Origin of the sequence: Sphingobium phenoxybenzoativorans (assembly GCF_001757355.1) — a bacterium.
GTDB lineage: Bacteria > Pseudomonadota > Alphaproteobacteria > Sphingomonadales > Sphingomonadaceae > Sphingobium > Sphingobium phenoxybenzoativorans.
The window spans coordinates 22,801-49,353 of sequence record NZ_MINO01000016.1 but is presented as its reverse complement, the minus strand read 5'-3'; the positions used below and the strand labels follow the sequence as shown (position 1 = coordinate 49,353).

The 26,553-nt window shown below is 59.8% G+C and carries 27 protein-coding genes; 11 read left to right on the top strand and 16 right to left on the bottom strand.

Annotated elements, in window-relative coordinates; all coding sequences use genetic code 11:
* Positions 1-16: 16 nt before the first annotated feature.
* From BHQ40_RS10530 to BHQ40_RS10520, 3 genes are all read right to left on the bottom strand, one after another.
* On the bottom strand, positions 17-784 hold the full coding sequence (locus BHQ40_RS10530; protein WP_070155706.1) for a class I SAM-dependent methyltransferase: 768 nt from the start codon (positions 782-784) through the stop codon (positions 17-19).
* 241 nt (positions 785-1,025) lie between these two features.
* Positions 1,026-1,703 (bottom strand): 2OG-Fe(II) oxygenase, encoded by a 678-nt coding sequence (locus BHQ40_RS10525; RefSeq protein ID WP_070155646.1) that lies wholly within the window; start codon positions 1,701-1,703, stop codon positions 1,026-1,028.
* A 223-nt stretch (positions 1,704-1,926) separates the two neighbouring features.
* Complete coding sequence (locus BHQ40_RS10520; protein ID WP_070155644.1) at positions 1,927-3,054, bottom strand: nucleoside hydrolase; 1,128 nt, start codon at positions 3,052-3,054, stop codon at positions 1,927-1,929.
* A 149-nt stretch (positions 3,055-3,203) separates the two neighbouring features.
* On the opposite strand from BHQ40_RS10520, the gene BHQ40_RS10515 reads away from it, so the two are divergent.
* The gene (locus BHQ40_RS10515) at positions 3,204-4,202 is read left to right on the top strand and encodes a DNA/RNA non-specific endonuclease (RefSeq protein WP_070155642.1); all 999 of its coding nucleotides are present in this window, start codon (positions 3,204-3,206) and stop codon (positions 4,200-4,202) included.
* A 22-nt stretch (positions 4,203-4,224) separates the two neighbouring features.
* Positions 4,225-4,617: a hypothetical protein gene (locus BHQ40_RS10510; RefSeq protein WP_070155704.1), complete on the top strand. Its 393-nt coding sequence runs from the start codon at positions 4,225-4,227 to the stop codon at positions 4,615-4,617.
* A gap of 11 nt (positions 4,618-4,628) precedes the next feature.
* On the opposite strand, the gene uvrB is transcribed toward BHQ40_RS10510, so the two are convergent.
* Positions 4,629-6,812, bottom strand: a complete 2,184-nt coding sequence (gene uvrB, locus BHQ40_RS10505) for an excinuclease ABC subunit UvrB (protein WP_070155640.1) — start codon at positions 6,810-6,812, stop codon at positions 4,629-4,631.
* A gap of 66 nt (positions 6,813-6,878) precedes the next feature.
* On the opposite strand from uvrB, the gene BHQ40_RS10500 reads away from it, so the two are divergent.
* From BHQ40_RS10500 to BHQ40_RS10490, 3 genes are all read left to right on the top strand, one after another.
* Complete coding sequence (locus BHQ40_RS10500) at positions 6,879-7,427, top strand: DUF3617 domain-containing protein (RefSeq protein WP_070155638.1); 549 nt, start codon at positions 6,879-6,881, stop codon at positions 7,425-7,427.
* A 136-nt stretch (positions 7,428-7,563) separates the two neighbouring features.
* Positions 7,564-8,379, top strand: coding sequence for an arylamine N-acetyltransferase family protein (locus BHQ40_RS10495; protein ID WP_171905823.1), 816 nt, complete (start codon positions 7,564-7,566; stop codon positions 8,377-8,379).
* Between the two features lie 15 nt (positions 8,380-8,394).
* Positions 8,395-8,889 carry a DUF3617 domain-containing protein gene (locus tag BHQ40_RS10490; RefSeq protein ID WP_070155633.1) on the top strand — a complete coding sequence of 165 codons (495 nt, stop codon included), beginning with the start codon at positions 8,395-8,397 and terminating at the stop codon, positions 8,887-8,889.
* A gap of 173 nt (positions 8,890-9,062) precedes the next feature.
* On the opposite strand, the gene BHQ40_RS10485 is transcribed toward BHQ40_RS10490, so the two are convergent.
* The 9 genes from BHQ40_RS10485 to BHQ40_RS10445 all read right to left on the bottom strand — a co-directional run bounded on the left by BHQ40_RS10485 (position 9,063) and on the right by BHQ40_RS10445 (position 19,208).
* Positions 9,063-10,250: an MBL fold metallo-hydrolase gene (locus BHQ40_RS10485; protein WP_070155631.1), complete on the bottom strand. Its 1,188-nt coding sequence runs from the start codon at positions 10,248-10,250 to the stop codon at positions 9,063-9,065.
* A 132-nt stretch (positions 10,251-10,382) separates the two neighbouring features.
* A complete protein-coding gene (locus BHQ40_RS10480) occupies positions 10,383-11,744 on the bottom strand; it encodes a methyl-accepting chemotaxis protein (protein ID WP_070155629.1) in 1,362 nt (453 codons plus the stop codon).
* Positions 11,745-11,868: 124 nt separating this feature from the next.
* Positions 11,869-12,618: an alpha/beta fold hydrolase gene (locus tag BHQ40_RS10475; protein ID WP_070155627.1), complete on the bottom strand. Its 750-nt coding sequence runs from the start codon at positions 12,616-12,618 to the stop codon at positions 11,869-11,871.
* A gap of 27 nt (positions 12,619-12,645) precedes the next feature.
* The gene (locus tag BHQ40_RS10470; protein WP_070155625.1) at positions 12,646-13,785 is read right to left on the bottom strand and encodes a cobalamin-independent methionine synthase II family protein; all 1,140 of its coding nucleotides are present in this window, start codon (positions 13,783-13,785) and stop codon (positions 12,646-12,648) included.
* 17 nt (positions 13,786-13,802) lie between these two features.
* Complete coding sequence (locus BHQ40_RS10465) at positions 13,803-14,357, bottom strand: VOC family protein (protein WP_070155622.1); 555 nt, start codon at positions 14,355-14,357, stop codon at positions 13,803-13,805.
* A 39-nt stretch (positions 14,358-14,396) separates the two neighbouring features.
* A complete protein-coding gene (wrbA, locus tag BHQ40_RS10460) occupies positions 14,397-14,999 on the bottom strand; it encodes an NAD(P)H:quinone oxidoreductase (RefSeq protein ID WP_070155620.1) in 603 nt (200 codons plus the stop codon).
* Positions 15,000-15,008: 9 nt separating this feature from the next.
* Entirely contained in the window at positions 15,009-17,171 is a 2,163-nt protein-coding gene (locus BHQ40_RS10455) for a TonB-dependent receptor (protein ID WP_070155618.1), read from the bottom strand.
* A gap of 80 nt (positions 17,172-17,251) precedes the next feature.
* Positions 17,252-18,061: an IclR family transcriptional regulator domain-containing protein gene (locus tag BHQ40_RS10450; RefSeq protein WP_070155616.1), complete on the bottom strand. Its 810-nt coding sequence runs from the start codon at positions 18,059-18,061 to the stop codon at positions 17,252-17,254.
* Positions 18,033-19,208 carry a CaiB/BaiF CoA transferase family protein gene (locus BHQ40_RS10445; RefSeq protein ID WP_070155614.1) on the bottom strand — a complete coding sequence of 392 codons (1,176 nt, stop codon included), beginning with the start codon at positions 19,206-19,208 and terminating at the stop codon, positions 18,033-18,035. Before BHQ40_RS10445 ends, BHQ40_RS10450 begins: the two co-directional genes overlap by 29 nt.
* 85 nt (positions 19,209-19,293) lie before the next feature.
* Between BHQ40_RS10445 and BHQ40_RS10440 the strand changes: the two genes are divergently transcribed.
* Positions 19,294-20,076, top strand: coding sequence for a citryl-CoA lyase (locus BHQ40_RS10440; protein WP_070155612.1), 783 nt, complete (start codon positions 19,294-19,296; stop codon positions 20,074-20,076).
* Positions 20,077-20,409: 333 nt separating this feature from the next.
* Here BHQ40_RS10440 and BHQ40_RS10430 read toward each other — a convergent pair whose 3' ends face one another.
* The gene (locus BHQ40_RS10430; protein WP_070155610.1) at positions 20,410-20,892 is read right to left on the bottom strand and encodes a hypothetical protein; all 483 of its coding nucleotides are present in this window, start codon (positions 20,890-20,892) and stop codon (positions 20,410-20,412) included.
* A 109-nt stretch (positions 20,893-21,001) separates the two neighbouring features.
* Complete coding sequence (locus BHQ40_RS10425) at positions 21,002-21,301, bottom strand: hypothetical protein (protein WP_070155608.1); 300 nt, start codon at positions 21,299-21,301, stop codon at positions 21,002-21,004.
* Positions 21,302-21,413: 112 nt separating this feature from the next.
* On the opposite strand from BHQ40_RS10425, the gene BHQ40_RS10420 reads away from it, so the two are divergent.
* The 3 genes from BHQ40_RS10420 to BHQ40_RS25010 all read left to right on the top strand — a co-directional run bounded on the left by BHQ40_RS10420 (position 21,414) and on the right by BHQ40_RS25010 (position 23,836).
* Positions 21,414-21,674 (top strand): helix-turn-helix domain-containing protein, encoded by a 261-nt coding sequence (locus BHQ40_RS10420; protein ID WP_070155606.1) that lies wholly within the window; start codon positions 21,414-21,416, stop codon positions 21,672-21,674.
* Positions 21,675-21,815: 141 nt separating this feature from the next.
* Positions 21,816-23,129, top strand: a complete 1,314-nt coding sequence (locus BHQ40_RS25015) for a serine/threonine-protein kinase (RefSeq protein ID WP_083276835.1) — start codon at positions 21,816-21,818, stop codon at positions 23,127-23,129.
* The gene (locus BHQ40_RS25010) at positions 23,129-23,836 is read left to right on the top strand and encodes a PP2C family protein-serine/threonine phosphatase (RefSeq protein ID WP_083276834.1); all 708 of its coding nucleotides are present in this window, start codon (positions 23,129-23,131) and stop codon (positions 23,834-23,836) included. The genes BHQ40_RS25015 and BHQ40_RS25010 overlap by 1 nt, the downstream gene beginning before the upstream one ends.
* 25 nt (positions 23,837-23,861) lie before the next feature.
* Here the strand turns inward: BHQ40_RS25010 and BHQ40_RS25005 are convergent, their stop codons facing one another.
* The gene (locus BHQ40_RS25005) at positions 23,862-24,443 is read right to left on the bottom strand and encodes a tyrosine-type recombinase/integrase (RefSeq protein WP_139139270.1); all 582 of its coding nucleotides are present in this window, start codon (positions 24,441-24,443) and stop codon (positions 23,862-23,864) included.
* A gap of 210 nt (positions 24,444-24,653) precedes the next feature.
* On the opposite strand from BHQ40_RS25005, the gene BHQ40_RS25675 reads away from it, so the two are divergent.
* Both BHQ40_RS25675 and BHQ40_RS10410 read left to right on the top strand, forming a co-directional pair.
* Positions 24,654-25,187, top strand: coding sequence for a hypothetical protein (locus BHQ40_RS25675; protein ID WP_139139269.1), 534 nt, complete (start codon positions 24,654-24,656; stop codon positions 25,185-25,187).
* A 456-nt stretch (positions 25,188-25,643) separates the two neighbouring features.
* Positions 25,644-26,510 (top strand): hypothetical protein, encoded by an 867-nt coding sequence (locus BHQ40_RS10410; RefSeq protein ID WP_070155603.1) that lies wholly within the window; start codon positions 25,644-25,646, stop codon positions 26,508-26,510.
* Positions 26,511-26,553 lie beyond the last annotated feature (43 nt).

Sequence of the window (26,553 nt, the reverse complement as noted above, 5' to 3'; positions counted from 1 at the left end):
CTAAGCCAAATTTACCTCACTTCGGTTTCCTGAAACGATAGACGAACCGGTCCGTCTTGCCGCGAATCGCGGGGTCGAACACCAACTTGCTGTGATCGTCGGCCGGATTGGCGAGGATCGGGCTTTCCGCCTCCAGCACGAAACCGGCGGCGGTGAAGTCCGCCTTCACCTGCGCGGGGTCGATGCGGTGCACCGTATCCACCGTCTTTCGGGTGTCGCCGCGCAGGCCGGCATGGTCGATGATGCCGACGATACCGCCGGGCTTGGTCGCGGCGTAGAGCGTCTTTACGAAGGCCGCCGGATCAGTGCGGGGTATCTTATATTTCTCCGATTCCCAGTAGAGGTCGTGGTAGGAGAGGTTGATGATCGTAAAGTCGAAGCTGTCCGGCTTCGCGCTGAACGCCTCGAACGGGTAGCGGACGAAGCTGATGTCCGGCCGGCGCTTGCCGAGCGCGTCCCACACCTTCATTTCCTCCGGACTGGCGTAAAATTGCGAGGGTTCAAAGGCAGTGACTTTGCCCTTCTTGCCCACGGCGTTCGCCATGATTTCCGCCCAATAGCCGGAGCCGGTCATGATGTCGGCTGCCTTGTCGCCGGATTTGAGACCCAAGAAAGCGAGGATTTCGGCCGGTTTGCGGCTTTCGTCGAGGGCGATGGCGTCGGCCGGGCGGCCCTTGTCAGCGACGGCGGCGGCGAAGTCGGGCGCCTTGGCGAAGGCCGGAAGGCTGGCGGCGGACAGGCTGAGCGTTGCGCCCATCAGGGCGGCGAGAATCGAACGGCGCATGGCGGCATTCCCCTTGGCTTGTGGCAGCGTCTTGTTGCGCGCGGAGCATGCGCGCGGGCGGGGCATGCCTCAAGGCGCGCCGCCGACGCCGGTCGATGCGGGCCGACGCTGGTCGAAATGGGCAGAGGATGGGAGTGCAATCGGCCTTTTGAGAGCGCGTGCTCCTGCGAAAGCAGGAGCCCAGTTCAGAGGGCGGGACTGGGCTCCTGCTTTCGCAGGAGCACGCTGTGTATCTGGCTAATCAGGACGCGGCATCGTGGAAGATGATGCCGAGGGTGAAGCGCGTACCGCTGCGCAGGCGGCTGACGCCGTGGCGCATCTGGACGCGGTGGATGCCGCGCGTCCCTTGCACCGGGCGTTCGCGAACCGGAAAGACCACGGCGTCACCCTGGGTGAGCGGCACCACTTCGGGGCGGGACTGCATGCGGGGGCGCTGTTCGCTGAGGATGAACTCGCCGCCGGTGAAATCCTCGCCGGGGCGGGAGAGCAGGATCGCGGCCTGAAGCGGGAAGATGTGCGAGCCATAGACATCCTGATGCAGCGCGTTCCAGTCGCCGGTTTCGTAGCGGAGCAGCAGCGGCGTCGCCTTGTCCTGCCCGGTGAGATGGCCGCGAGCGAGGAAATCGGCATGGGCGGCGGGATAGATATCCGGCTGGCCCAGCGCCTCCGCCCAGCGGTTCGCGACCGGCGCAAGCGCCGCGTAGAGGCGTTCGCGCAGGTCCGTGATGGGATCAGGCAGCGGATAGGCGAAATAGCGGTAATGGCCGCGCCCATAGCCGTGCCGGGCCATGTTCACATCCTTGCGGAAGGTCGCGGGAGCGGCATCCCACAGGGCAATGGCGTCGGCGCATTGCTGCGGGCTGAGCAACGCGGGGAGGATGGCGGCGCCGTAGCGATCGAGGTCGGACAGGTCGATCATGCGAGCGGCGTTCCGTGCGGGATGAAGGGCAAGGGCATCACGCTGATCCACAGGATGATGAGCAATAGCGGCGGCAAACCCGCATCGCGGCGGCGGGGTCGATATGGCATGCGCTTCTTCTCCTTCGGCAGCGTCCTTCGGCAATGAAGGCGATGCTAAAGGCGAGGGTGTCCGGCGGCTTCCCGGAAGCTGCGGTCAAAGCGCGCCATTGGCAAATCGCCCGCTATTTATCCGTCGGCCGCATGTAGAGGGCGCGCATCGCCGCCTCCATCTTCGCCCGGTCGACCGAGAGGATCACCCGCTGCGCCCGTTCGCCCAGATGCGGGCGATACGCTTCCGTCCAGGACAGGGTATCGCCATAGGACGCCGTCTGGCTGGTCTCGAAATCGATGTAGAGCGTTTCCGCCTTCGTCACGATGTCCGGCGCGAGCCAGACCATCGCGGCGACCTCATCCCACATGGGAAAGCCGGGAGGGAGCGCGGTCCGCATCATGCCGGTGAGCGGGGTATTGGCGGCCGCGAGGCTGTCGAGAAATTCCCGCGTCCATTGCGTGCCGGTGGAGGGATCGACCGGAATCATCGTCATCTTGCGCCACGGCGTGTGGGCGACGATCTTGGCGGCCTCCGGGTCCCAGCGGATGTTGAACTCCCGCCGGGGGGAGTTGACGAATTCGCGGGCGAACTGCTCTGCGGAGGGGCCGTCCAGCACCTGATGCGGAAGCAGACTGCCGCCCATATAGACGATCTCCTTCACATTGGCGGCGAAGGTCGGGTCGAGGCTCTGTGCAATCGCGATGTTGGTCATGGGGCCAGTGGCGAACAGGGTGATCTGCCCCGGATGTTCGCGCACCATGCGGACGAGGAAGGCGGCGGCGATCTCCTTACCCGGCCTGGTTTTGGGGTTGCCCATCGGCAGGTCCGGCACATGGGCCGGGTCGTTCGCGCCGGGATGATCCTGAATGGTGCCGTCCGGCCAATAGTCGGTCCACGGCCCCTTGAATACGAGGCGGCCATAAAGCCCCTCCCACCGCTTTGTCGCCTCCGCGCTGTTGAGCAGCGGCAGCACCGCACCGGGGAGGACGGGGACATCAGCGCGCCCCAATATCTCCAGCGTGCGCAGCGCATAAGCCGTCGCCGTGTCGCGCCATACCGATCCGCTGGTGGTGGTGATGCCCAGCACCTGCACATCGGGCGCCTGCAGCAGGAGCAGCGGCACACCGTTGAAGCCGATCATGTCATCGTCGACGATGACGAGCCGCTTTTGCGGGGGTGGCGGGGCGGCGGGTGCGGGGAGCGGCAGAAGGAAGGCAAGCAGAAGAAGGAGGCGGACGAGGGATAAAGAATGCGGCATGCGCAAGCAATCTCGCATGTGCAGCATGACGTCAATCAGGATGTCGTGGCGGTGTGAACAGGACCAGTCAGCGCGATTGATCCGATATCGATATATTTGTTCTTGATTTGTTCTTATTGCGAGGATAGCCCAGCTACGGGGGACATATCATGCAAGATCAGGGGTCGGGCCGCAGGACTTCTCCTACGGCGTTCAGCATTTATCTGCGCACCGGTCGCAGGGTCGATGCCAGCCATATAGAGGTTAAATATAATCCCTGGCATGACGAGGAGAATGGTCGCTTCACCTTCGCCGGACAGGGGAAATATTTTCCGGCGGGCAGCTCGGCAAAGGTCAATGTCGACGGGAAAGTGACGAGGTCGGATTGGGCACGCCCAGATAAGGACTGGGTTCCAGATCGCAGCCACCTTCGGGCGGATCATCCGAAAAACCATTCCATCTATGTCGTTCGGCCTGGGGATTCGCTGGTGCGAATTGCCCGCCAACGAAGAGGGCTGACGGCATATGATCTTTCATGGTTGAATAAGCATCCGATCAATAGACCACTGGTGATCGGGCAGCGGATAAAACTACCGCATCAATCCTATCTGGATGCCGGTCGCACTGCCCGGGCCAAGTTTCTTGCCCTGTCAAATTACATGGACACGCATGGCGGGAAGCTGCCGCCAGATCCAGCCAATCCGCCATCCTTGCAGAGCCAGATCCTCGATTCGAACTGGAGAAAGGAGACGAAAAATGGCTATGATTTTCACATCGATGCCATTGTGCGGCCGAGAAAGATTTTTGGCCAGTTGTCGATGGGGCCGATGGCGGCGCGATCACGTCGCAACCAAGCACAAGCCGGACATCCCGATCGCCGTCGCAGCGACGATGGCGGCCATTTCATTGCTGCCCGCTTCAACGGCCCCAGCGACAGCTTCAACCATTTCGCCCAGGATGCCAACTTCAACCGAGGAGCCTATCGCTCCATGGAAGACGTATGGGCGAAGGCTTTACGGGAAGGACAGAAGGTCTCCGTCGCCATCGAACCGCACTATAAAGGCGCGTCAAGACGACCTTATGAAATTGCAATCACATGGAGCATCGACGGAAAAGAAAAAAATCGAAACTTCCCGAACGAAGCGAAGGAGCCAAAAAGTGGAAGATAAATTCGATGTCCTGGGTCCCCTCATGAACGACATAGGCTTGGAATTAGCCGAGATTGTTGGAGGCGATCCCGATGGCGTCTATTTATACGCAGAAATCGGCGACCGATGGGACAGCCCCAATGTTTTCAAAGATGAGGGCAACATCGTTCGCTATTACCGACCGTCGCGCTTGCTGTCCAAACTTCTCTGGGACGCGTGGCATGCCGAGCCCTCGAACGAGAAAAAGATGCGCTGGTCCGTAATGGAATATGAAGTCAAGAACGGCAAATTCGAGGTGTCATTCAGATATCCCGACGAGGTCGATGTAGAGGATTTCGATGAAGACCGCCGCGAAGCCGCGTTGAATGCGCGTTATGGGGATAAGCCAGTCATCTATCCGCCGATCTCCGACGGCGCGTTTGAACTGAAGCCCTGAACAGACGAGCCTTACCGCCCGAACTTCTTCTGCACCTTCCCGTACCGCAGCTTCCGCGTGCCCGGCTTGCCCTCATGCGCCCGGCCCCTTGGCGCGGCGACCTGCTGGTCCTGTGGCAGTCCCAGTTCCTCCGCTTCCAGCTTGCGGATTTCGTCGCGGAGGCGGCCGGCTTCCTCGAATTCCAGGTCGGCGGCGGCGGCGCGCATTTTCTTTTCGAGGTCCTCGATATAGGCGCGCAGGTTGTGGCCGACCATGTGCGGGCGGTTTTCGTCGCCGGTTTCGACGAGCACGCTGTCCTTGTTGGAGACGTCCGCGATGATGTCGCCGATGTTGCGCTTGATCGTCGTCGGCGTGATGCCGTGTTCGGCGTTGTATGCCTCCTGCTTTTCGCGGCGGCGGCCGGTTTCGTTGAGGGCGCGCTCCATGCTGCCGGTGACACGGTCGGCATAGAGGATCACGCGGCCGTCGACATTGCGCGCGGCGCGGCCGATCGTCTGGATCAGCGAGGTTTCGGAACGCAGGAACCCCTCCTTGTCCGCGTCGAGGATGCCGACGAGGCCGCATTCGGGGATGTCCAGCCCCTCACGCAGCAGGTTGATGCCGACCAGCACATCATAAACGCCCAGCCGCAGATCGCGGATCAGCTCGATACGCTCCAGCGTCTCTACGTCGCTGTGCATGTAACGGACCTTCAGCCCCGCCTCATGCATGAATTCGGTGAGGTCCTCCGCCATGCGCTTGGTCAGGGTGGTGACGAGGGTGCGGTATCCCGCAGCCGCCGTCTTGCGCGCCTCGTTGATGAGGTCGTCGACCTGATCCTCGACCGGCTTGATCTCGACCGGCGGGTCGATGAGGCCGGTGGGGCGGATCACCTGCTCGCTGAACACGCCGCCGGTCTGGTCCATTTCCCACTTGCCGGGCGTGGCGGAGACGCTGACCGTCTGCGGCCGCATCACGTCCCATTCGTTGAAGCGCAGCGGACGGTTGTCGATGCAGCTCGGCAAGCGGAAGCCATATTCGGCGAGCGTGATCTTGCGCCGGTGGTCGCCGCGCGCCATCGCGCCGATCTGCGGCACGGTCTGATGGCTTTCGTCGACGAAGAGCAACGCATTTTCGGGCAGATATTCGAACAGGGTCGGCGGCGGCTCGCCCGGCAGGCGGCCGGTGAGGAAGCGGGAATAATTCTCGATCCCCGCGCAGGAGCCGGTCGCCGCGATCATCTCCAGGTCGAAATTGGTGCGCTGTTCCAGCCGCTGCGCCTCCAGCAGCTTGCCCTCCGCCTGCAATTCCTTCAGCCGCTCCGCCAGTTCGTGCCGGATGGCCTCCATCGCCTGCTTGAGCGTCGGGCCGGGGGTGACGTGGTGGCTGTTGGGAAAGACCTTCACATAGTCGAGGGTCGCGACCTTCTTGCCGGTCAGCGGATCGAACTCGGCGATTTCCTCGATCTCGTCGCCGAAGAAGCTGATGCGCCAGGCGGTGTCCTCATAGTGGCTGGGGAACACCTCCAGATTGTCGCCCTTCACCCGGAAATTGCCGCGCGCAAAGCCGGCGTCGTTGCGCTTATACTGGAGCGCAACGAGCTTGCGGATGATCTCCCGCTGATCCTCCACCCCGCCCTTCTTCATCGAGAAGGTCATGGCCGAGTAAGTTTCGACCGAGCCGATACCATAGAGACAGGAGACGGAAGCGACGATGATCACATCGTCGCGTTCGAGCAGGGCGCGGGTGGCCGAGTGGCGCATCCGGTCGATGCTCTCATTTACCGAGCTTTCCTTCTCAATATAGGTGTCCGACCGGGGCACATAGGCTTCGGGCTGGTAATAGTCATAATAGCTGACGAAATATTCGACCGCGTTTTCGGGGAAGAAGCTCTTGAACTCGCCATAGAGCTGGGCGGCGAGGATCTTGTTGGGGGCGAGGATGAGCGCGGGCCGCTGCAGCGCCTCGATCACCTTCGCCATTGTGAAGGTCTTGCCGGAGCCGGTGACACCGAGCAGCACCTGATCCCGCTCCCCGCCAAGCGCGGTCTGCACCAGTTCCTCGATCGCGGCAGGCTGGTCGCCGGCCGGTTCGTAATCCGACACGATCTTGAACGGACGGCCGCCCTCCCCCTTTTCCGGGCGCGCGGGACGGTGCGGGACAAAATCCTCGCCCGTTTCTGGTTCGGCCAATGTGGTTCGGATTTGAATCGCCATGCCGCATTGATATGGAGGCGCAGAAGCGCGTTCGCAATGTCGGCGCGCAGTCAGGAGAATCGCCCCATGAAAGCTGCTTTCCTCATGTCCGCCGCCGTCGCGGTCCTCACCCTGACCGCCTGCGGCAAATCACCGGAAAAGGGCGGCAATATCAGCGCCGAGGATGTGGCGAAGGAAATGAGCAGCGTGAAGCTGCAGGCGGGCCAGTGGGAGGCGACGCAGGAAATCACCGATGTGGAGATGACCGGCCTGCCGGCGGGCGCGCCGGATGCGGCCAAGGCGATGATCGGCCACAAGACCAGCTTCAAACATTGCATCACGCCCGAGCAGGCGGAAAAGCCGAGCGCCGATTTCCTGGCGGCGCAGAAGGACGCCAAATGCACCTATTCCAATATGGAGATGGCGGGCGGCACGATCACGGCTGCAACGACCTGCCAGATTCCGCAGCAGCCCGGCGCGGAGATGAAGATGGCGATGAAGGGCACCTATATGCCCGATCATTATGCGATCGCGATCGACGTCAATTCCACTGGCATGGCGAACGGCATGGGCATGACGATGAAGATGAAGAGCAGCGGCAAACGGATCGGCGACTGTCCCGCGGGCGGGGAATAGGCGTAGCCGGGGCTATTCTGGTTAGCCGATAAAGAGGAGTGCTCCTGCGAAAGCAGGAGCCCAGCTCAGAGCTTGGAACTGGGCTCCTGCTTTCGCAGGAGCACTGGCCCTCCCCATAGAAGGATATTCTCTGATCATGGACCTTCCCGCCTATCTCGCCCGGATCGGCATGGATGCCGCGCCCGCGCCGGATGCGGCGGGACTGGCGGCGATGCAGCGGGCGCACCGGCTGGCCATACCGTTCGAGAATCTGGATATTCCGCTGGGCCGGGGGATCAGCATCGACCCCGCCATTGTGTTCGACAAGCTGGTGACGCGGCGGCGCGGCGGATATTGTTTCGAGCAGAACCAGCTTTTCCTGCGCGCCTTGCGGGCGGCGGGGTTTGACGCCCGGCCGCTGCTGGCGCGGGTGTGGCTGATGGCCGACGGCATGCCGCCGCTGACCCACACATTCAACCTGGTGACGATCGGCGGGCGGGAATGGATCGCGGACGCCGGGTTCGGCGGCAGCTTCTCCCCGCCCATGCCGCTGGAGGATGGCGCGACCAGCCAGATGGCGGACGGCACCGCGCACCGGCTGGTGCGGCGGGACGGGGGCTGGATGCTGGAGCGGGCGGGCGATCCGGGCGCGACGGACGGCCGCAGCCAGGATACGCGCGACTGGCAGCCGCAATATAGCTTCACCACCGCGCCGGTCGAGGGGATCGACCTGGAGCTGTCCAACCACTGGACCTCCACCCGGCCCGGCACGCGCTTCCTGACGATGCAGATCGTCAGCCTGATCCTGCCCGACGGATTCGCCGCCCTGACCGACAGGCAGCTATCCCTGCACCGGGCGGGCGTCACGGAGAGCCGCCCGATCCAAGACGCCGCAGATTATCGCACCATTTTGGCAAGCATCTTCGGGCTTGAACTCAGCGTCGAGGAGGTAGATCGTCTGTCCCGCACATAAAAGAAGGAGAGGGCAATGCGTGGAACGACGGTTTCGTTATTGATGACGGCTGCACTTCTGGCGGCGTGCAGCGCGGAGGCGCCCCCGGAGGCCGCCGAGGATGCCCCGATCACATTGAAAGGCGGGCAGTGGGCCATGACCCGCACCTTCACCGACTATAAGAGTTCGACCACCGCGACGCCGGAGGACACCGCCAAGATCGGCACCAAGAGCGAGACATCCGTCTGCCTGCCCGTGGCGGCCGATGGCAAGGCCGATCCGACCGCGCTGGCGGGGGATGACGGCACCGACTGCAAATATAAGGAAACCTACATGAATGGCGGCCGCTTCGTCGGGTCGATGGCCTGCAAGGCCGGGGCCGGAACGTCCGAATTGCAGATCGAGGGCAATTACAAGGCCGACAGCATCGCCTTCACCGTGAACATGGCAAAGACGGTGGGCGGCAACACGGCGCTGAGCACCAGCTATACGCTGGCGGGCAAGCGCACGGGGGAATGCGCGCCGGGGTGATGAAGTCCGGGGCGTAGCGTAAATTTATCCTGCTTAGCATGATGTGCTCCTGCGAAGGCAGGAGTCCAGTTCAGACATTGGGACTGGGCTCCTGCTTGCGTAGGAGCACGCTGTGTTTCCGCACCAGAGTAGATTCATCTAGTCAGGACATGCCCGGCACGCCGGACTTTGCATCATTTCAATGCATTGAGTTCGGGCGATCCGTCGCGGCATTGCGCCGGGCTGGCCTCCGGCCGTCCCCTGACCGGCGCGGCATAGGGCGGCACGTCCACCGCTTGCCCCGCGCGAACCGGTGCGAAGGCGCGTCGGGGAATCCCGGCGCAGCGGCGGAACAGGTCAAGCATCCGGGGCGGCGTGTCCCACCCCTCATAGGACAGGCGGAACGTGCCCCAATGGATGGGGATCGCCGTTGTGGCCCCCAGCCCCTCAAACGCCTGCACCGCTTCGCGGGGGCCGATATGCGCGTCTATCGCCATCTCGCCGGGCTGGAAACGGAACGATCCGATGGGGAGGATGGCGAGGCGGACGGGACCGAGCCGGGCCGCCTCCGCCGGCCATTTCATGTCGCCCGCGCCCGTGTCCCCCGCAAAAAAGATATTGCCGCCGGGCAGGGTGACGACGAAGCTGGACCAGAGCGCGCGGGAGCGGTCCGTCCCCCAGCGCGTCGACCAGTGATGGCTGCGCGTCACATGCACGGAGATCCCCGGACGCACGGGCACAACGCCGCCCCAGTCGCGCGCCTGCGCCGCAATGCCGTTGGCGCGCAGCAGGCTGTCATTGCCAAGCCCGGTGACGACCAGCGGCCGGTCCCGCGCCCAGAGCCGTTTCAGCGTCGGCAGGTCGAGATGATCATAATGATTGTGGCTGATCAGGATCAGGTCGATCCGGGGGAGGGCGGCGAAATCGATGCCGGGCTTCATCACCCGTTTCGGCCCGACCGGCGGAAAGGGCGTGGCATAGTCCGACCATATGGGATCAGTCAGGATGTTGAGGCCCTGCGTCTGGACAAGCATGGTCGCATGGCCGACCCAGACGGCGCGCATCGCGCCCGGCGCCGTGACGCGGGCAGGCGGGCGATCCGTGCCGATGGCGACGCTTTGCGGCCATTCGGGACGCGCGCCGGGACCGAGCAGCCAGCGCATGGGCGAACCGCTGCGCAGACGGTCTCCCCCGCCGGGCGGCTGGATCGCGCCGTCCGGGTTGGCGAAGCGGTCTCCGTCATAATGGCCGCTCACCGGTCCCGCATAATAGCGGACGTCGAGAAAGGGCGGCGCGATAGTGAGGATCAGGCAGAAGGCGATGATCAGGAACAGCAATGCTGTCCCCGCTCCCTTGAGTGTTCCGATCAGAAGGCGCGCCATATCCACTCCGCAATGCAGCGGTGGAAATAGTGTCAAATGGCTGAGCGGCAAGCCCGCCGTCGCCCGGATAGGGCGGGGCCGGAGGAGTCAGGGCCGGTGGGATCAGGGCCGGTGGGATCAGGGCCGGAGGGATCAGCCCTGATTGGCGTAGGCGAGTTGCAGCACGCCCCAGTGACGGCCGCGCACATGGATGGAGGCGATGACCTGTTTCAAAAGGACGACGCCGCCGCCCGCGACCTTGCGCCGGTACGCCTTGAGCGAGAAGGGCTGCGTGATCTGACACTGTTCGCGCGTATCGGGGAAATCGAAGATCAGGCCGACGCGCGCATATTCCGCATTCCAGATGGGGTCGCCCTTGCGCTGCGGCTGCGAGCGTTCCGGCATCGCGACCGCGCCGAAGGAATTGCGGTCGGTGAAGGTCATGCCGAAAAAGCCGGGGAGCGCGCGCGCCTCCTCCTGGAACGGACGGGCGGCCTCCGTAATATAGGGCTGGATCGGATGGGTGAAGATTTCCGGGTCGCTGCCCGGAACCGGCGCATAGCTGTCCTGGAACATCTGCGCTTCGCTGATCAGCCCGGCGTCGAGCGCGCTTTCCAGATGGCGGGACACTTGCTCCGCCGCGGTCAGCCCGAAGCGGATATAGGGTGAATCCGGGATATCGACGCCGCTCTCGGCCAGATATTGCAGCAGGATATTGGTGTCGTCGCTGACGCTGGTCACGCGATCGGACAGGCGCAGAAGCCCCGTCGCATTGTCGGCCGATGTGTCCGCCAGATCGCCAAGGCCGGACCTGATCTGCCCCACCGACGCCACCATGGAGCCTATGCTGTCCGCGACGGAATCGCTGTTTTCCGTCAACCCCTGCATCAGCGCGCCAAGGCGGCCGACCAGCGCCTCTATATCCTTGGTCCCCTGATGCGCGGATTTCGCGGTTTCGACGCCATGGCCGACACGTTTGAGCATGCCGCCCGCCTCGCCGGTCAGGACGCGGATGGATTCCTCGATCGTCTGGGTCGCGGCGGCGGTTTCCTGCGCCAGTTTCTTGACCTCGCTGGCGACCACGGCAAAGCCGCGCCCGGCGTCGCCCGCGCGAGCCGCCTCTATCGTGGCGTTGAGCGCAAGCAGGTTGGTCTGGCTGGCGATGCCGCTGATGACGCCGGTGACATGGGCGACGGTGTTCAGCGCATCGTTGAAGCTGCCGAGACTGGCGTGGATGCGGCTGACCTGTTCGATCAGGTCGACGACATTGACCGTCGCCTCCGAAAGCTGGCGGCTGGAATCCTCGATCACGGAGCGGGCGGCGGTGGCCTGCTGCCGCGCTTCATGCGCCGCGCCCGCGACGCTGTCGCCCTCATGCGCAAGCCGGATCGCCTCGCCGCCGATCGTCTCGATCGTGCCCGCCTGTTCGGCGACGCGCTCCGCCAATTCTGAAATGTCGGCCTGAAGATCGAGCGTGCGCAGGCCAAGATCGCCCGACAGCTTCGCCGCCTTCATTACCGTCTGTGCAATGCTCACGCCGGACCCCGATGGATGTTTTCCAAAACACCCTAAATTGCGGGGGTTAATGAAGGATTAGTGATGCGGTGGAATGAGACACCCCTGCGGCCGCGGACATGGCCTAGGCCGGTGCGCCTCCGGGCGTCTCCGGGGTCGAGGCGATCAGGCAGGCGGCAAGCTCGTGCGGCCGCGACAGGAAAGGGGAATGATCCGCCGCCAGCGTCAGGCGGCGGGTGCCGGGGCAAAGCGCCTGCATGCGGCGCTGGCTGGCCAGGGGAATGACGCGATCATCGGTGCATTCGACATAGGTGCGCGGGATCGAACCCCAGCGGCCGGGCGAAAGCGACAGCGCGGTCAGGCGCGGTCCCTCCGGTTCGGCGACCAGCCTGGACATCGCGGCGGCGGCTGCGTCCGGAGGCGAGCGCTGCGCGAACAGCGTTTCCGGGGCCTCGCCGGTGATCAGGCTGCCATGACCGCCGGCCGTGGGCGACACGAAGCCGTCATAGGCGGCGTTGGCCGGTTCGGATGCCCGGAATGACGCGCGGGACATGCCGTCCGGCAGCATCATCGCGCAGATATAGACCAGCGCCCCGACCGCCTCCGGCGCGGCCTCCGCCGCCTGGCTGATCACGATCCCGCCGCGGCTGTGCCCGGCAAGCACGACAGGTTGCGAGGGCGCGGCGCGGCACAGGTCAGCCACGAAATCCGCCCATCCCTGCAGGGTGACGCGCGCCAGTTCCTCCTCCGATCCGCCCATGCCCGGCAGGTCGGGCGCCAGCACGTCATGCCCGGCGTCCCTGAGCAGCGCCGCAACCCGGTCAAAGCACCAGCCGCCATGCCATGCGCCATGCACCAGGATGAAAGTCGTCAAACCCAGCGCCCTCCGGCCAAGGATTGATCAGGGCCAGAAGCGGCGGGATGCTATCGCCGCGCCTTCGGCCAGGGTCGCAAGCTTCGCCCAGACGATTTCGTGGGGCACGCCGCCCGACCCGACATGGATGGAAAAGCCGCAGTCGATGCCGGCCATCACATTATCCCGCCCGACAAGATGCGCGTAACGGCCGATCCGCTGCGCCACCAGTTCGGGATGTTCCAGATAGCTGGACTGGCATTCGATGACGCCGGGAATGAGCATCTTGCCCTCAGGAAGCTTCACATCCTCAAACATCGCAAATTCATGCGCGTGGCGCGGATTTGCCGCCTCAAACTGGATCGCGTGCGGGCGCGCCCGCCAGACGAGATCGATGACGTCGCGGAACGGCACGTCGCAATGATGGGGACCGGGATAATTGCCCCAGCACATATGCATGCGCAGTTGGTTTTCCGGGATATTGGCGGTCGCGCGGTTGATCGCCTCTACATTCAGCATGATGCGGTCGCGGAACTGCGACAGGCTCAGCTCGCGGAACTGGGTATGGCGGCCCATGGCGAGATCGGGACAATCGATCTGCAGGATGATGCCCGCTGCGGCGATAGCCTCATATTCGTGGCGCATCCCGTCGGCGAGGGCGAACAGATATGCCTCGTCGCTGTCATAATATTCGTTGCGGAAGAACAGCGCGGTGACGCCCGGCGACGCCGCGCTCATGAACGCCTGTTTCCCCTTATGCGGCGCAAGGGCCGTGGTGAGCGTCGCCGCATCCTTTTCGACGGCGGTCATGTCCTTGACGCTGATCGGCGCATTGCACGCCGGGGTCTTGCGATGCTTGCGGCCGGGGTCGGCGACGATCCGCGCCTTGGCCGCGGGAAACTCCTCCAGATCCTGGAACACATAGGAATTGCCGGTGCCGCCGAAGCCGTTCAGCCTGTCCTTGATATAGGTGGCGTAGCTGGGTTTGGATTGTTCGCCATCATTGATGACGTCGATCCCGGCCTCCGCCTGCTTGGTCACGACGAAATGCACGGCCTGCTCGATCCGCGCCGCCAGAGCGGCGGCATCGACGGACTGGCCGTCCTCCTGCGCGAACATCCGCTCCACCAGGTCGTCCTCGCGCGGCAGGGAGCCGACATGCGTGGTCAGAAAACGATCATAGCTCATGGACAGTCAGGTGCCCCTTAATGCGCGGCGGCGAGATGGTCGGGCCGCACGTCATTATTGGGCCGATGGTCGCCCGCCAGCCAACGCTTCAGCTCATCATGCGCGTCGCTGGCGCGCAGGGCGTTGATTTTGTCCGCATGTCCCGCATCGAGCGTAAATTCCAGGATCATCTCGTCGGGATCGACGACATAAACGGACCGGCAATAGCCATGCTCCAGCACATAGGTCCGCGGCGGCGCGAAGCCGGCGGCGGCGATCCGCTGCTCCAGCTCCGCCTGCGCCTCCGCATCGACATTGAGGGCGATGTGCCGGAACGGGCTGGAGGGCAGGTCAGGCCCGAACTCCGCCTGATCCTTGGGATCGGCGAACTGGAAGAATGCAAGCGCGCTGCCATCCCGCAACCCGAAGAAGCAATGGCAATAGGTGCGGACGGAGCCGAACAGCGCCTCCTGCTCACACCATGTCGCGACCAGCGGGAAACCCAATATGTCCTCGTAGAAATGCCGTGTCGCCTCCAGGTCCTTCACGACATAGGCGGTGTGATGCAATCGGTTGGCCAAAGGTGAGGTCATCGTTCGGGTCCTTCGGGTGTCGTCGATCCGCGGGCCGGATCAGCCAAACATCTTCCTGGCGATTTCCGCGACATGCTGTCCCTGGAAACGCGCTCCTGCAAGCTCATTCGCGCTGGGCATCCTGCTGCCGTCAGCGCCCGCAAGCGTCGTCGCGCCATAGGGCGTGCCGCCGCTGATCTCGCCCATCTCCGTATTGCCCTCAAAGCTGTAGGGCAGTCCGACGATGACCATGCCATGATGCAGCAAGGTGGTGTGGAAGGAGGTGATCGTCGTTTCCTGCCCGCCATGCTGGCTTGCGGTGGCGGCGAACACGCTGCCTATCTTTCCCACGAGCGCGCGCATGAACCAGAGGCCGCCGGTCTGATCGAGGAAATTGCGCATCTGCGCCGCCATATTGCCAAAGCGCGTGGGCGTGCCGAAGATGATCGCGTCATAGGAAGGCAATTCATCGACGGTCGCGACGGGGGCCGACTGATCGGTCTTCATCCCCGATGCGGCCGCGACGTCGCCGGGCACAAGTTCGGGCACCCGCTTCACCACGCATTCGCATCCCGCGACGCCGCCCGCCCCCTCGGCAATCGCCTCCGCCATTGTTTCGACATGACCGTAGCTGGAATAATAGAGAACCAATATTCTCGCCATTGCCGCTCCTTAGAATGTGTAGGTCGCTTCCAGCCCATAGACCCGCGGCCGCGCCTTGAAGACGAAGCCGCCCGGCGAAAATTCCGCATTATATTTCTTGTCGAACAGGTTGGTGGCGTAGCCCGTGATGCTCCAGGCATCCGTCTTTATGCCGGCGCGCACATCGACCAGATCGACCGGCTTGCGGACGGTGGTGTTATAGGGTTCCCACCAGGTCTTGCCGGTGCGGCGATAGTCGACCCGGAACAGCCCCTCCAGATCGCCGCCGAGATCGGGCGTGAACTGCGCGCCGAGATTATAGGTGTAGCGCGAGATCAGCGGCGCTTCATTCCCGATCACGGTGGGATCGGGGAACTGCTTTATGTCGCTCCACGTATAGCCGACGGCGGCATTGAGCTCGACGGCGGGCATCGGGCGCGCATTCAGCTCCAGCTCAAAGCCCTTGAGCCGCGTCTTGGGAATATTGCCCAGATTCTGCGTCGAGTTGGCCGCCAGGAACACGAAGAAATAGCTGTTCTTCGACACGGTGGAATAGACCGCGCCGTTGAACGTGATCTTGCGGTCGGCAAAGCGCGTCTTGAAGCCGACCTCGAACGTGTCGGCCGTCTCCTCCCTGAACACGTCGCCGACGCCGACAATGCCGTTGGCCGCCGCCACCGCGCCAACGCCGGTCTGGTTGAACCCGCCGGACCGGAAGCCCCGGCTATAGCCGCCATAGAGCGTCACATCGTCGGCGGGTTTGTAGGTGAGCGTCACCTTCGGCTGCCAGTCGCTGAACGTCTCGCGGCGGACGTCGCCGGTTGCGCCCTGCGGCGCGCCGGGGACGTTGGGCAGGAAAGCCGTCGGCGTCAGCGTGGTGTTGCGCCGCTTGTCATGATCGTACCGCAGCGACGCATCGATGCGCAGCGGCTCCAGAATGTCGTACCCCATATTGGCGAACAGCGCCCAGGCGAAATTGTCCTGCTTGTCCGACAGGAAGGTCGCCTGCGGGTTCAGCGGATTGGTGCTTGGCGTGCGGTAGACGGGAAAGACGCCATTGCCCGTGTCCACCATATTGCCGGTCGAGATGAACCGGTTGGTGTCGATGAGATAGCCGCCGAACATCCAGAACAGCTTGCTGCTGGACGGCGACTGGAAGCGCAGCTCCTGGCTGAACGCCTTGACGTTCAGATACTGGCTCTGGTTGAGGTCGAAGCCCAGGAGTTGGAAGAACAGCGATTCCTGGATCGGCAGGAAGTTGAATGCGTCGCCGGTCAGAACCTCCTTCACCGTGTCGTAGGATGTAATCGACGTGACGGAGAAATTGTCGGTGTCGTAGCTGATCTTGGCGGCGATATTCATCAGGTCACGATCATTCTGCCCCGCATTATTGACCCGAATGGGCAGGCTGGTGTCGTTCACGTCCGAAACGATGTTGAAATAGAGCGCCTGCGCCTCAAGCCGCGCATAGGAAGCGCGCAGATCGACGGCCAGGCCGCCGCCCGCATCGATCAGCAGATTGCCGCGAATGGCGGCGTCCTTGTAGGGATCGGCCTTCTCGCGGAGAAAGCTGTTCCTGAGATAGCCGTTGGTGTCGACATAGGAGCCGGAGATGCGGAATTTCACATTTTCCGACAACGGCCCGCTGATCCCGGCCCGCGCCTGCCAGCCAAAGCCATTGTCCACGCCAAGCTTCACCTTGCCCTCAAACTGGTCGCTCGGCTGCTTGGTGTTGATGATGATGGCGCCGCCGATCGCGTTGCGGCCGTAAAGCCCGCCCTGCGGCCCCTTCAACACCTCGATCTGGTCGATGTCGAACAGCTCCTGGTTGAAGGCTGCGGGGTTCACCTGCTGCACGCCGTCTATGACGACCGCGACCGAGGGTTCGCTGTTGCGCGCCTGGGTGATGCCCCGGATGATCACGAATGCGTTTCCAGCATTCTGGGTCTCCACAAGGTTCACATTGGCCGTCAGATTGACGAAGTCGGCCGCCCGGTCGATCCCGGCATTCTCAATGGCCTGCGACGTAAACGCCGTCACGGCCGCGGGCGTATCCTGAAGGTTCGCGTCCCGCCGCAACGCCGTCACGACGATATCGTCCACACCTTCCTTCGCGTTCTCTTGCGCCCAGGCAGGCGTCAGCGCGCTACACGCCAGAAGAAACGCCAAGCCCTTACGTGCCACAGCAAGCATGCCCCTCTCCCAATCATTATCTGATTGAGAGGGTCTATATTACTTTCGAAATGCGAAGTCAAATTCGATAATCGAAAAAACTATAGATAATCTCCCACCGCGTGGAGCAGCGCGGGCCATCGTCGCAGCGCCTGCTGAATCTCGTTTGCGGCGGCCCGCAAACCATTGAGCCGCGTGGCGATCATCTCCTGCTGATTGGTCCGGCCCGTCGTGGTCGAACAGTTGATGGCGGCGATCGAGACATGGCTGGCGTCGAAGATCGGAACGGCGAGCGAGACGATGCCCATGTCCAGTTCCTCGCACGTCGAATCATAGCCCTGCGACCGCACCTGCATGAGCCGTTCGCGCAGCGCCTCCGGCCGGGTGATCGTGTTCGGCGTGAACGCCTTCAGGTCCGCCCGGGCGAGAAAATCCTCAATATCGGCGTCGGGCCGGAACGCCAGGATCGCCTTGCCCATCGACGTGGCGTGGAGGGGAAAGCGGGTGCCGACGGATGCGCCCAGGCGAATCTGCCTGCGCGTGGACACATGGGCGAGATAGAGGATGTCGTTCCCCGCAATCACCGCCATGGACGCGCTGTCGCCCATGTCATCGCGCAGTTTCTGAAGCGAAGGCGACACCACCTGCTCAATATTCATCGACGACATGAAGGCGGAGCCGAAGGCCAGCACCTCCGGCTTCAACAGGAAATTGCGGCCATATTGGCCGACATATCCAAGCGATACCAATGTATTGAGGCAACGCCGGGCAACCGCAGGGCTGAGATCGGCCTTGGCGGCGACCTCGCTCAGCCGCATTTCCGGATTATGTTCGTCGAAGGCTCTTAGGACCCTTAGTCCGCGCTCCAGCGTGGAAAGATATTCAGGGTCTTTGTCGGCCTTGTTCGTCATGGAGGTCCCGGCTGTTCTTTCGCAGCGGTGCTACGATTTCGTCATTGTCTGCGCCGAGCAATGGCGGCGCGACAATATCCGTCGTCCGTTCACCGTCAAAGCTGACCGGGAAGCGTATAGTCCGAAATGGACCTTGGGGTCCATTTGCGTCTTCCACCACCAGACCCAGCGCCTCCGCCTGGGGAGAATGGGCCGCCTCCTCCGACGTGCGCATGGACGAATGGGGCACTTCGCGCCGCGTCAGTTCCTCACACCATTGGTCGCGCGTCTTTTGCTTGAACAGCGGCGCGAGCAGGGCGACCACATTTTCATAATTGGCGATGCGTTCATCCCTGCCCTTGAATTCAGGGAGGGAAAGCATGTCCGGCCTGCCCACCGCATCCGTCAGATTTTCCCAGAATTTCACGGGCGACGACATGTGAAGGGCCAGCCATTTTCCGTCGCTGCATTCGAACACATAGGATTGCGAAACATGCGGCCGGCTCCAAGGCCCCATGATCTGACCGGCGGAGAAAAGATGCGTGAAATCGTCCAGGTTGAAATGGCACATCGATTCGAACATCGACGTTTCAACCAGCCGGCCGCGCCCCGTTTCATGCCGTTCGCTGAGCGCCGCGACGATGCCCAATGCCGTGTAGAAGCCGGTCATGGCGTCCGCGATCGCCGGTCCCACCACGCGCGGATTGGCCGGATTGACGAGCAGCCGCAGGAAACCACTGGCCGCCTGTGCCACGGTGTCGAACGCCGGACGGTCGCGGTCGGGGCCTTCGGGGCCGAAGCCGGAGATCGACGCATAGACCAGCCGGGGGTTGAGCGCCCGGAGCCTATCCGCGTCAACGCCCAGCTTTGCCGCCACGCCGGGGCGGAAATTCTGTATAAAGACGTCGGCATCCGCCACCAGCGCGTCAAGGACGGCAAGGTCGGCGGCATTGCGCGTGTCGAGCGTGATGCTGCGCTTGTTGCGATTATAGGTCTGATAATGCGGGCTGTAGAGACCGCCCTTATAAGCGCGAAAGGGATCGCCGGTGACCGGCTGCTCAACCTTTATGACGTCCGCCCCCAGATCCGCCAGCAGCATGCCGGCGGCCGGTCCGGTAATGAAAGTACCCATTTCAAGCACCTTCATATTGGCCAGAGGTCGCGCCACTTTCTTTCTCCCGGAGTAACTTGACACGCTTTCTAGAAAATTCGCATAATGAAATCAACTTCGATTATCGAAAAAGGACCGCGCCATGCGCATCGGCAAACAGGATAATGCTTATACCTCCATCACAAAGTCCGACGCGGCCAGCATCACCGTGCGCGGGATGGACCTGGCGAGCGAGGTGATCGGGCAGCTCGACTTCACCCATTATTTCTGGATGCTGGTAACCGGCCAGGCGCCGACGGAGACGCAGGAATTCTTCGCCAATGCCGTGCTGTGCGCCATCGCCGAACATGGCCTGGTACCCAGCGTCGCCGTGGCGCGCATGACGATCGCCGCCGCGCCGGAGGCTTTTCAGGGGGCGGTGGCCGCCGGTCTGCTGGGGTGCGGATCGGTCGTCCTGGGCAGCGCGGAGACCGCCGGGAAATTCCTGGCCAGCCAGATCGCAACGATGGAGCGGGACGGCCTTTCCAGCGCAGAGGCGGCGCGGGCGGGCGTGGCGGCGCTCCGGGTCAACCGGCAGGCGATACCGGGCATGGGCCATCCCGAACATTCCGCGGGCGACCCGCGCGCGAACCGCTTGCTGGCGCTGGCGCGCGAGCATGGCGTCGAGGGACCGCATATCGCCATGCTCTACGCCGTCCGGGACGTCCTGCCGGACATTCTGGGCCGTTCGCTGCCGATCAACGTCAATGGCGCGATCCCGGCGGTGATGCTGGACGTCGGCTTTCCGCTGGCGGCTCTCAAGGGCATTTCCCTGCTCGCCCGGACGGCGAGCCTGATCGGCCATCTGCAGGAGGAGGCGGAGCGCCCCATCGGCTTCATGATGGCCGGGGCGGCCGCCGACCGGATAGAATTTAGCGAGCGCTAGAGGAAGGACCGGCCGCGGCGCGGAGGCGGCAGACGCCTGACGGCGCTTGCGGCGAAGAATGCAAGGCGGGAGCCATGGCGCGCAGGGGCGCAGGAGGGGTGCCGGACCCTCAGAGACCGGGCATTTCCATGCTTAGGTGGCGCCGCCGCGGCACATTGCTCCGCGAGTCGAACAGAACAGCCGCCACGATGGACGATCATCCGCCTAGGTATCTGGCTTTTGGAAAAATGGTGCCGCTTACAGGACTCGAACCTGTGACCCCCGCATTACGAATGCGAATTCGCCATTGATAACATTAAAGATATATTGATTTTATAATATAATTTATAATAGCTAGGGCTTTTCATCATCACCAGCTTCTGTCGCACAAACTTTAATTTCGTCCGATGCCCAGCAGTCTCCTTGAGGGGCGAGGCTATCGAGAGAGGCAAAACTCGCACTCTGCCAAGCGTGAATGTTTTTTGTCCAGTAGCCCTGCACTGCATTGTCGGTAGGGGAAATGAAGACAGCATCTTTGCGGCCAACTAGGTCATAGAGAGCGAAGTTCCCAAGGTCGTCATGTGATATAATGCAAGCTCCCTGGAAGATTGACCGCTCACCAACGGCAAATTCGCATTGGCCTTGAGACCTCGAAACATTTTTCGTCCATCTATCCTGCACTTCGGAAATGCCTCTATCGAAGCTGAGGCCGAGATAAGTATCTGGCGACGGAGGCTCTGATAAATTGCCATTGAGCATCTGCGAGCCGGAATCATCGGGTATGTCATTATTGTATGCGATATCAGCATCAACGTTAGCGTTGGCAATGATTGGCATGTTTGCTGTCCCGACGTCGGGCGGCTCCGATGGCCGTCGAGAAAGAATGAATATGACAAGACCTATTCCGATGCAGGCCAAAACGAAGCTTAGCCCTTGCAGATTGTGCTTACTCCACATCGCTAGTCCCCCTCGTGCGATCAAAATTTGAGAGAGCATTCGCTATCTGCTTAAGCTGAACAACGATCTCGGCATGACGATCATGAAGTGAGATGAACAAAGCGATCGAGCTGAGGCCCACCACCGTCAGAATTGCGACATACACAATGACGAAGTTTCCCAGCGCTCCTAACGGAGTGTCGATAATTCCCCCGTCGACGATGAAAGCAGCGAAGATCGTCAGTAGGACGATGATCGAGGCGCACGACGCATAAATGAGGATGCGAAGAAGGTTTACGATGAACCGCATGAGCTTTCCCCCACATAACATTCCGATTTTTGCTCGGAACTAACGTCCCCAAAATGGGGACAGTGCATGAGCGCTATATGAGGTTCGGCTTGGGTTCAAGCAGGGCTAGCCGATGCAACGGGAATGGGTTGTTTCTCCCGACTATCGAGCGGCAATAGACGCTATCAAAGCTGCCCGGATTGCACAGAAGATCTCTCAACGTGAACTGGCTCGGCGGCTAGGGAAGCCACCTTCTTTTGTGAACAAGATTGAACTGCTTGAGCGCCGTCTAGACATCTTGGAATTTGTTCAGATCAGTCAAGCAATTGGTATTGGCCCTGAAAAGCTAATGCAAACTGTCTTGGCGGCGGTCACCGATAAGGCATGCGGATGAAAAGCTATCTTTCGTTAGCGCACTTAATCACCTGCCAATTTGGCCATGTGGGTCTTCGTTTCGGCGACGCTGGCAATAGCCGCTGCATAGAGCTAAGCCAAAAAAATAATCGGGTTAGTAGATGATGAGAGATTGCGCCGAATGGCCTACGTTGAAGTGCAGGAGCGAGGCCGGGGCGGCTTTGGCATAGTCCATGAAGTCGTTGACGGTGCTCAATGTCGCTATGCTCGTAAGACATTATCGATACCACCCGCTCTAGATTCAGCGCAAATGAAGCGCCGTTTTGAACGTGAGATAAAGTATCAAAGCGCTATCGCTCATGAGAATGTTGTTCCTATCTTAGCATGCGATTTGGCGGCCGATCCTCCTTGGTTTGTAATGCCACTGGCCGAGCAAAGCCTTCACGACGAGCTACAAATCGACCGACGTCTCGGCGGAAACCCGAGTGTAGCTCTTTTTCATATTCTTAGTGGACTAGAAGAGATCCACGGTAGGGGATACTTCCACCGAGATTTAAAACCACACAATGTTCTCAAGTTTTTGGATGAAGATGGTGAGCCAACTTACGCTCTTTCTGATTTTGGGCTTATTGCTGTCGGGGAAGACGCTAGCTCCACTCTAACTCCATCTGGAGCTGCGGGGGGAACACCACTCTATCAAGCCCCGGAATGCGCAGGGAATTTCCATCGAGCAAGTGCACGCTCCGACATTTATTCGTTCGGTGCAATTCTCCATGATATTTTCGCTACGAACCCAAAACGATTACCACACGATGAACTGACTGTACCTGGTGATGTCGGGCCGGTGGTGGAAAAATGTACGAAGCGGAACGCTCACCGCAGATATAAGGATGTTGCGGAACTTCGGGAGGCATTATTCTCTGCATTAAATTCGTTCGTTTTTCAGTTCGATTCCGATGAAGAAGAGAAGCTTGTCAAGCTTTTAGCCGACGAAGAAAATTTACCCTCTTCGGATGACTGGGATCACATTTTTGGATTTTTGGACGACAATCTTCAAAACGAACAGGTTGTCCGAAATATTTTTCGAGTGATTCGGCGTGAACATATTGTTCAGCTTGCTGAGGAAGATGCGGGCCTACTATCAGCGATGGGCAAGTTTTTTGCTGACCATTGCAGGGATGGAAAATTTGACTTTGATTACTGCGACGTACTTGCATCGAAGGGTCAGATTTTTTACGACCTCGGCGATATTGGATTGAAGGCGCAGACCGCTATTGCAATGCTATTGCTTGGCACCAATCATAACCGATGGTTTGTTGAGCGAAAATTCATGAATATGGCCGGAAAACATCGGGACGAGGCATTAGGGCAAAGGATCGCTGTAGAATTGGAGGTTCTCAAAATCGACTTTCAGCGAGAATTCGGCTGGTTAGCGGCCGGCATCAAAGCCCAGGTTGAGGACTTGCATCCGGCCCTCCAAGCGCTCTTTCTCTAATGAAATTCGATCAGGCATCCTTTTCCGGATTAGGGCCTAGGACTGCTAATCAAGATCGAATCTTGCCACCCATAATTGCTGGTAATGGGGCGATGGTAGCTGCGATTGCTGATGGCGTTGGTGGGGCATCTGGGGGAGGAGAGGCGGCTGAAATCGCTATACGGTGCTCGGCAGAATTCTCTGGTGATTCCGCCGACTTCCAGAAGCTATTTTCTGACATCGTTGCTGAACTACAAAGGGTTTCATCGCATCAGCCTCAACTTTCCAAGATGGCAACTACACTTTCTTTGGTCACCATCCAAAACTTCAAGGTAGAAATCGGGCATGTAGGAGACACTCGAATCTACCATATTCGAGGTCCAGGATTAAAAAATCTAACGCAAGATCAGACAGAAGTGGAGGAATTACGTCGACGAGGAATTTTGTCAGATTATCAAGCCCGACGCTATCATCGTCGGAACGTCCTAACATCAGCTCTTTCGCCAAAGGGCGAATATGAGATCTATCAGTTCACTACCAACATCTTACCGGGTGATCGCCTTTTGTTTCTCACAGATGGGGTCTACGAAAAAGTCCTGCGAGGAGGAGTGCTCAATCTTTCTCTTGAGAACGAAACCATCGGTAAATTTGTCGAGGCACTAGAAACAGTGGTCATCGGTTCCCACCCGCAAGACAATTTCTCCGCTCTAGGAATTGAGATTCGCTGACGCTCCGAATTCTCGAACAGAGTTGTTAAGCGTCAACTACTTTCCTCATCGCATTAGCATCTATCTCGATATAGCGTTGTGTCATAGCTAACGATTGATGACGGGCTAATGCCTGCACATCTCGAATGCTCCCCCCAAACCTGCCAATATTCCTGGCTGCACGGGTTATGAAAGTCCGTCGCCCCGAATGGCTTGAGCAGCCTAAAAATCCGAGTTCTCTATACCATCGAGCAAATGCGTTCACGATCACTTGAGCGGAAACCTGTCTTGTTCGGGTTGTCCTGATGATCCGATCCGCTGGGTTAAAAGTTTGAACCGATGCTCGATGCTGGAGCAGTGCACTTTTCAAATCTTGAGCGAGGGGCACAACGCCTCCACTCCGGCCTTTGCTGGCTATATCAGTGAGGCGGATGCAGTCCGAAACTTCACCTTCTGCATCTGTCACCATTGCCCATGTAATGTGCGCTATCTCTTTCGCCCTCAACCCTGCCCGTAGGGAAAACAGAAAGATGAGGCAATTGCGTACTGGGTGCTTCGTCTGACTTAGATATGTCAGCATGGCCTTGATTTGGGCTTGGCTAAGCGTCTTGGCTTGTCGCTGTAGAATGGCATGTCTCTAGGATTATTAAATCATATCTATATATTAGTTTCATAACGAAGGGGTTCCTAGCTCTACTCCAAGACTTGCGGAAACTCGCGGAAAACTGCGGTTCGTTATAAAACTATAATTTCATAACGAAGGGATTTTTTTGCCATAGTGAGCGATTTGAGGCTCGCAATCCAACTAAATACCTCGTGATAACGAGGACCAAACATCATGAGAAAACTCACCCAAGCCGAAGCCGCCGCCTGGATTAATTCCGAACTACGTCCCGACATTGTCGTTACCGCCACCATAAAGCAGAGTATCGGTCATTTTTCCGGGAACGGGAAATACTGGGAGCGAGGAAACCCTTATCGATACGAAGCGGCAGTAGAGCAATTTTTGAAAAGGCTCACTATCGCCTGCAAGGGCAAAAATGATTGGCGCCGTCACCATAAATTACTGCCAGTTGCCGTCACTCTGGAAGGCGATGGGAATGGGCAAGCAGTTGCCCGACGCTCTGACCCCCCATCATTTTCCAATGGCTTTCAGTCCGGCCCTCGACATATGCGTTATCACTTGAACATGATGTTTCGCAGGCCGGACTGGATTCCTCTAGAAATTTTCCAACAAACTATACGGAACAGTTGGGCCACTTCTTCATGGTCAATGACCGATGTGAAGATCGAAGAGCGTCAAGGCGATTTTGCTTATTATGCTTTGAAGGAGGGCTGGGATTCCCTCTTGCTGAACTGCGTCAGCTTCTAAAAACCGATGATCCCGTGACCTTGTAACTGACAGCAAGGCTCAGCTCGCTGGACGTTCTTATATGTCCCCTGCCAAAATCGGGTTTGTCCTCTCCTGCAAGCGTTGATCGTTCATGTTTCAAGGCTTAGCAGAAGTCATATCTAATCAATCTTCGTTTCGATGAAGCAGATTGAGATTGAAATGAGATAGCAAGCAACAGCCCGTAGGGATGTGCCTTTAGGCAACTCTTAAACCACGATGCGGCAGGCAGCTCAACTTGATTGGCTCAGTCATTGAATCTTGAGACTCGTAAATAGTGATAATAATATCACGGATTTGGGCACCTCTTGATGAGAGCATTGCGTTTAATATTGCAAATTCAATATGGTATCCGATTATTTAATTCAGAAATGATATCTGTAGTTTTCTTTAGAATTGGTACTAATAGAGAGTCTCCGTAAGATATGGAGACAAACTATGAACAATTTTCCTCTCGAAAATATGCTGCAGGGCGCAGTTGCTTCCGAAATACCGATTTCAAAATCGTTAACGGTTGTTGAGCAAGAGCCTCCGTCAGATATCATCGAAAAACTCCGTGATCTATACTCTGAATGGGCTAGTGCCGCTGGCAGTGCTACCAAAAAGCTGTGGGCGATGCTGGGACAAATTTATCAGTCTTCTGACTCTTTTGACTCTTCGAAGCATTTCAAGGCTACACTTGTTATGGCTGTTGAAAACATGAGAGTTGCGCATGGCATCAAAAGATGGGCTCCTGCACGAAAGACTGCTGCAGAACTTTTCCTCACCCTCCTCCTGGGTTTCGATAAAGAGCACAAGGTAACAAAATGCCAATGGCTGTCCGCATTGAAGAGAGCAAAAAAGCAAGGGGTTGAAGCCTCGCAGAATGCGTTTGTTGCGTGGCTTTCAGCGAATGGCGGCGTGAACGGGTCAAAACGGCTTAAATCTATCAACCCTGTAGATCCGGCTCTTGACCTCGAGTTTATCCAACAAGGCTTGGGCACCCCAGAACCGAATACTACAATTATTGACATTGATTGTGACGACGCTGGAAGCGAGGGAGATTTAGTGGTCGTGTTGGCAAGGTTAATCCGGGGACCTAGCACTAGTGTGAACGGCCTCGTGGCCCTGCCGCTAGGCGTCGTCAACAAGCGGGGAATTGTTAAACGGGCCGGTGAGGCCCTACTTCGAGCAAAACACGATGAGCGGCATTTGCGGTATGATAGTTATAAAAAGGCTATGAAATCAAGCATCGCTAAGAATGCGATGATACTTGCCGAGCAAAAGAAAAATAAGACGGCCAGATCTTTCGACGGTTGGACGTGATGCTTCTACATCGCAACTCTAGACCAGATTGAATTCAAACTTT